The following is a 5,373-nucleotide window of genomic DNA, read 5'->3' on the forward strand; positions in this document are numbered from 1 at the left end:
CTCACCCCATATGAATATGTCTGCAAAATATGGTCCGAGCAGCCAAAACGGTTTATCAGAGAACCGCACCATCAAAACGAGGGACTAAACATCTAATTAAGAATCAAATGGATGAGATCGGTCACGATCAGATGGCTGGTTATGCTCTAACCAGCTTTTTCGTACTTAACGTTATGCGACATGTCATGGAACGCTCCGCTCGCGCGCGTAATCTTATATTGGACAAAGGCGCCATGAGCAGCGCGGACGAAAGAGCCGCCATCTTGGCGCAAGCTCCTGCCGTTCTTGGGGACCTCCTCGTCGATCTAAAATATGAGATTACTGAAAAGGGCGCGTCGCTTGACTACAAGAGTGACCTCAAAAGCCCTGAAGAAGTGAGAAGCTGGAGGAATGTGCTCCTTAGCAGCTACGAAAAGGAAATGAAGAAGGGAAAAGCGGCTGTTTTCAAATAGGCGCAACTTCGTCAGCCCCAGTCATCCGCTGCGCCAACCCAAGCGCGACGGGCGTAGCGCGCATTGGCGAGCGGAGAATGCCGGAGCGATTGAGGCGTGGAACGATCTTGTTGAGCAGGAAGGCGTGCCCCTCGCTGATTATCTCCGGTTCTGAGGGCGCGTTTCGATGTGCATGGGCGCGCTGAGTGCGCCTTTGTGCTCGTCGTTGCTGACCGCGGGATATTGAACCCGTACCCCCCAAAGATTCCATTGTCCTACAGTGTACCAAATCGGTTAGTCTCCCCGAATGACCCAGCAAGCCCCCTCCCCGCCGCCGCCCGCCGTGCGCGATGCCCACGGTTTCAATCCCGATGATTTCGAATGGATACCCGTCGCCCGCCAGCGCCGGTCGGACGGCTGGACGCCGCAGCGGCAGCGGGAGTTCATCGAGGTGCTTGCCGATACCGGATCGGTCGTGGAGGCCGCGCGCGCCGTCCGCATGTCGGCGAACTCCTGTTATCGGCTGCGCCGCGCGCCGGGTGCGGAGGGCTTCGCCGCCGCGTGGGAGGCCGCGATCGCATACGCCTCGCGCCGCCTCGTCGACATCGCCTTCGATCGCGCGGTGAACGGCGTGGAGGATGCGGTGCTCGATAAAGACGGCGCCGTCATCCACCTTCGCCGCCGCTATAACGACCGCCTGCTCATGTTCCTCCTGCGCGCGCACCATCCGGAGCGATACCGCGCGGCGGACGATCGCCGCCGCGTGATCCCCGCCGGTGAAACAGAGAGTGCGGCCCTGCCCGCCGCATCAGCCGCCGAACCCGCCGCCCTGCCCGCGCCCTCCGCCGTCATCCCGGATATCGCCCGCGCGCTCGATGCGCTCATGCCCGTCTGCCCGCCCGATCCGCACATGTTGATGGACCCGGAGGATCTGGAAAACCTGATCTTCAACGCGCGGGACGACTGATGCCCGCTCGGCAATCGCGCGCGTTGGTGTAACTTTCCTCACCTTTGCCTGCCGGAAGCCCCTTCATGACCGCCTCGCCCCCTGCACGCGATCACGCCTTTCCTCCGCTCGCGGATGCGCGCACGCGCGTGCTCATTCTCGGCAGTCTACCAGGCCGGGCGTCGCTCGCGGCGCAGGAATATTATGCCAATCCCGGCAACGGCTTCTGGCGGCTGATGGGCGCGGTGGTGGGCGTGGACCTCCCCGCCTTGGCCTACGGTGCGCGGCTGGAGGCGCTGCTGGCGCGCGGCATCGGCCTGTGGGACGTGATCGCGCACGCGCAGCGCGCCGGGAGCCTCGACAGTGCCATTCGCGATCCCGCCGCGCGCGACCTCGCCGCGATGGCGGACGCGCTCCCGGCGCTGGAGACGATCGCCTTCAACGGCCGCACCGCCGAGAGGATCGGGCTGCGCCGGCTCGGCGAGGATGCCGCGCGATGGCGCGTGCTTACGCTCTTATCGAGCAGCGGCGCCTGCGCCGTGCCCGGCGCGGTGAAGCAGGCGGACTGGATGCGGCTGCGCGCGCGTCTCGCGCCGCCGCTCAGCTCTTCAGCGTAACGAGGCCGCCGGGCTTGTTCGACGGCTGCGAGACGTTGTTCTTCTTGGGCTTCTCCGCCTTGGGTTTGCGGGCTTCCTTGTTCGACTTCATCTGACCTTTGGCCATCGCCGTATCCTTCTTTCGCGGGCGCGCGTGCCCGCATGGCCGTCCTTAGCCGCATTCGCGCCCCGATGCGCCGGAAATCTGCAGAACCCGATGCCGCTTCGTGCGTTGTCTTGAGGGGGTTGCAGTCGTTCCTCTTTTGTTCTATCGAGGAATGACGGAACGGATGAGAGGCGTGCCATGCAAAACGTCGTTTTCCATCGCTATCTCCTCGCGCTGCGGCCGCCCACGCTGCTCGCGACCACGCTGGCGCTGATGGGGCCGGTCTACCGGCTCGCCGGGACGCGGCTGCCCGCCGACCGGCTGCACATCACGCTCGCCATGATCGACGGCCATTTCGAAGCGCCCCAGCCTGCGCTGGTGGAGCGCATCGGAGAGGCGCTGCACGATGCCGCCCTCCCCGCCCAGCGCCCGGTATTCGACCAGCTCGTGCGCGCCAACGACCGCGCCCTGCTCACCGCGTCGGAGCCGCTGACGCTGATCGACGGCCTCCGCGACGACCTCGTCCACCGCCTCGCCGCCGCAGGCGTGGACGCAGAGGTGCCGGCCTCACCGCCGCACGTCACGCTCGCGCACGGGCGTCAGTGGCGCACAGGCACGGAGGGTATCGACCCGATCAGCTGGCGCGCGGACGAGCTTGTGCTCATCGAAAGCCACGTCGGCGCGGGCCGCCACATCGCGCGCGCGCAGTGGCCGCTCGGCAAGGTCACGGAAAAGGTGCAGCTTCCCCTGCCGCTGGCCTGGGCCGCATAGCGGATGGCCGGGGGGCGGATTCGCGTCGGCATCGGCGGCTGGACCTACGCGCCGTGGCGCGGGACGTTCTATCCCGAAGGCCTCCCGCAAACGCGCGAGCTTGAACACGCCGCCGCACGCCTCGGCGCCATCGAGATCAACGGCACCTTCTACAGCAGCTTCAAACCCGCCAGCTTCGCCAAGTGGGCGGAGGCCGCGCCAGAGGGGTTCGTGTTCACCGTCAAGGCCTCCCGCTTCACCACGGTTCGCAAGGTGCTTGGTGACGGCGCGGAGTCCGTGTCGAAGTTCCTCGGCCAGGGGCTTGAGGCGCTGGACGACAAGCTCGGCCCCATCCTCTGGCAGTTCCCGCACACCAAGGCGTTCGACGCGGAGGACTTCGCAGGCTTCCTGAAGCTCCTCCCCGAAAAGCTCGGCTCCCGCCCCCTCCGACACGCGCTGGAGGTTCGGCACGCGAGCTTCGAGGACACAGCCTTCGTTCGCCTCGCAAAGGACGCGGGCACAGCAATCGTCTACGCCGACAAGCCCGGCTACCCGACCATCGACGAACCCACCGCGGACTTCGCCTACGCCCGCCTCCAGCGCGCCGAAGAGGACGTGGCCACAGGCTACACCGACGCCGCGCTCGACGACTGGGCCGCAAAGGCGCGCGGCTGGGCCAGCGGCGGCCGCGACACGTTCGTGTTCATGATAAACGGCGCCAAGGTCCGCGCCCCCGCCGCCGCGCAGGCGCTCATCGCGCGCCTTTAGCGCTTCTTCACGAACTCGGCGCGCAGCACGAGGCCCTTGATCCCATCGAACCGGCAATCGATTTCCTGCGCATCACCCGTCAGGCGGATCGACTTGATCACCGTGCCGACCTTCAGCGTCTGCCCCGCGCCCTTCACCTTCAGATCCTTGACGAGCGTAACGCTGTCCCCGTCCGCGAGCAGGTTGCCCGCCGCGTCCCGAACCTCCACGACAGACCGCGCAGCCGCATCGGCGGCGCTGATCCACTCGCCGGTGTCCTCGTCATACACATACTCTTCGTCGGCCATCGTTCGTTCCCCGTCGCTGCGCGCTTCCTCTGGGCCGCGCGGCGCTGGGTTGCAAGCGCTCAGCCGTTCACGATCACGCCGCCGTTGGGGTGCAGCACCTGCCCGCTCATGTAACTGGCGTCCTCGCAGGCGAGGAACAGGAACGACGGCGCGACTTCACTCGGCTGACCGGGCCGCCCCATCGGCGTCGACTCGCCGAAATGCTCCAGCTTCTCCGCGCTCGCCCCGCCGCACGGATTGAGCGGCGTCCAGATCGGCCCGGGCGCGACGGCGTTGACGCGAATGCCCTCCCCCACGAGGTTCTCCGAAAGGCTGCGCGTAAAAGCCGTGATCGCGCCCTTGGTGGCCGAATAATCGAGCAGCTCTCCCGATCCCTGATACATGGTGACGCTGGTGCAATTGATGATCGCGGCGCCCTTTTTCAGGTGCGGCCGCGCCGCCTGCGTCAGATAGAACATGCCGAACACGTTGGTCTGGAACGTGCGGCGCAATTGCTTGTCGGTGATATCGGTAATGTCCTTGTCGGGGTGCTGCTCGCCCGCGTTGTTGACCAGGATATCGATCCGCCCGAACGCCTTCATCACCTTGCCGACCGCATCCTCGCAGAATGCCTTGTCGCCGATATCGCCCGCAATCGTCAGCGCCTCGCTGCCCTCCGCCTTCACGATGCGCGCCGTTTCCTTCGCATCGTCATGCTCGCAGAGGTAAAGCACCGCGACCTTCGCGCCCTCCCGCGCATACAGCGCCGCCACCGCCCGCCCGATGCCGCTGTCCGCACCGGTGACGATCGCCACCTTGCCTTTCAGACGATCGGACCCCGGATAGCGCGGCTCCCAGTCCGGCTTGGGTTCGAGCCGGCTTTCATGACCGGGAAGCCGGTCCTCCTGCACTTTGCTGACTTTCGCTGCCATCGCCTTGCTCCTTGTCCATATCGTGCCCCGCACTGGATAATGGGCAAGCGCCTCAGCAGTTCCTCGTTTCGGCGCGCACAGCGTGCGCGCGTGCCGAACTTGCGCTAGGCTGGGCAAAACGGTGGAGACTTCACATGGTCTATGTCGACGGCTTCGTGCTCGCGGTATCGCAGGACCGGCTCGATGATTACCGAAAGCTCGCGGAGCTTGCCGGCAAGGTGTGGATGGAGCACGGCGCACTATCCTATGTGGAGTGCGTCGCGGACGATGTGCCCTACGGCGAGCTTACATCCTTTCCGCGCGCGGTGCAGGCGAAGGAGGGAGAGGTCGTGATCTTTGCGTGGATCACCTATCCTTCACGCGAAGCGCGGGACGCGATCAACGCCAAGGTCTTTGCCGACGAGCGGATGACGCACAGCCATGACAACCCGCCGTTCGACGGCAAGCGCATGATCTACGGCGGGTTCAAGACGCTGCTGAGCGTCTAGGAGCTGTCTGCATTCACAGGATTCCCTTTGAGTTGGAGTTCTGATTCAAGGTCGTGGAAGGAGACGAACCTTGAGCAGACGGGTTTTGAC

Annotated in this window: 10 protein-coding genes; 7 read left to right on the forward strand and 3 right to left on the reverse strand. The window is 65.3% G+C overall.

Features of this window, described 5'->3' with window-relative positions; all coding sequences use genetic code 11:
• Window positions 1-107 precede the first annotated feature (107 nt).
• The 4 genes from GGQ98_RS17800 (at window position 108) to GGQ98_RS17815 (ending at window position 1,994) form a co-directional block, all read left to right on the forward strand.
• Window positions 108-452: a hypothetical protein gene (locus GGQ98_RS17800; protein ID WP_184071974.1), complete on the forward strand. Its 345-nt coding sequence runs from the start codon at window positions 108-110 to the stop codon at window positions 450-452.
• Between the two features lie 28 nt (window positions 453-480).
• Window positions 481-606: a type II toxin-antitoxin system CcdA family antitoxin gene (locus tag GGQ98_RS19000; protein WP_424141377.1), complete on the forward strand. Its 126-nt coding sequence runs from the start codon at window positions 481-483 to the stop codon at window positions 604-606.
• A 132-nt stretch (window positions 607-738) separates the two neighbouring features.
• On the forward strand, window positions 739-1,398 hold the full coding sequence (locus GGQ98_RS17810; protein WP_184071976.1) for a hypothetical protein: 660 nt from the start codon (window positions 739-741) through the stop codon (window positions 1,396-1,398).
• 65 nt (window positions 1,399-1,463) lie between these two features.
• Window positions 1,464-1,994 (forward strand): DNA-deoxyinosine glycosylase, encoded by a 531-nt coding sequence (locus GGQ98_RS17815; RefSeq protein WP_184071978.1) that lies wholly within the window; start codon window positions 1,464-1,466, stop codon window positions 1,992-1,994.
• Here GGQ98_RS17815 and GGQ98_RS18745 read toward each other — a convergent pair.
• Complete coding sequence (locus GGQ98_RS18745) at window positions 1,978-2,100, reverse strand: hypothetical protein (protein WP_279380282.1); 123 nt, start codon at window positions 2,098-2,100, stop codon at window positions 1,978-1,980. The genes GGQ98_RS17815 and GGQ98_RS18745 overlap by 17 nt on opposite strands.
• A gap of 177 nt (window positions 2,101-2,277) precedes the next feature.
• Between GGQ98_RS18745 and GGQ98_RS17820 the strand changes: the two genes are divergently transcribed.
• Both GGQ98_RS17820 and GGQ98_RS17825 read left to right on the forward strand, forming a co-directional pair.
• A complete protein-coding gene (locus tag GGQ98_RS17820) occupies window positions 2,278-2,850 on the forward strand; it encodes a 2'-5' RNA ligase family protein (RefSeq protein ID WP_184071980.1) in 573 nt (190 codons plus the stop codon).
• 3 nt (window positions 2,851-2,853) lie between these two features.
• Window positions 2,854-3,597 (forward strand): DUF72 domain-containing protein, encoded by a 744-nt coding sequence (locus GGQ98_RS17825; RefSeq protein WP_184071982.1) that lies wholly within the window; start codon window positions 2,854-2,856, stop codon window positions 3,595-3,597.
• Here GGQ98_RS17825 and GGQ98_RS17830 read toward each other — a convergent pair.
• Window positions 3,594-3,884 carry an alkylphosphonate utilization protein gene (locus GGQ98_RS17830; RefSeq protein WP_184071983.1) on the reverse strand — a complete coding sequence of 97 codons (291 nt, stop codon included), beginning with the start codon at window positions 3,882-3,884 and terminating at the stop codon, window positions 3,594-3,596. The genes GGQ98_RS17825 and GGQ98_RS17830 overlap by 4 nt on opposite strands.
• A gap of 59 nt (window positions 3,885-3,943) precedes the next feature.
• Window positions 3,944-4,795: an SDR family oxidoreductase gene (locus GGQ98_RS17835; RefSeq protein WP_184071985.1), complete on the reverse strand. Its 852-nt coding sequence runs from the start codon at window positions 4,793-4,795 to the stop codon at window positions 3,944-3,946.
• A gap of 134 nt (window positions 4,796-4,929) precedes the next feature.
• Between GGQ98_RS17835 and GGQ98_RS17840 the strand changes: the two genes are divergently transcribed.
• Window positions 4,930-5,283: a DUF1428 domain-containing protein gene (locus tag GGQ98_RS17840; protein WP_184071987.1), complete on the forward strand. Its 354-nt coding sequence runs from the start codon at window positions 4,930-4,932 to the stop codon at window positions 5,281-5,283.
• The last annotated feature ends 90 nt before the right edge of the window (window positions 5,284-5,373 follow it).

The organism is Sphingosinicella soli (genome assembly GCF_014199685.1).
Lineage (GTDB): Bacteria > Pseudomonadota > Alphaproteobacteria > Sphingomonadales > Sphingomonadaceae > Sphingosinicella > Sphingosinicella soli.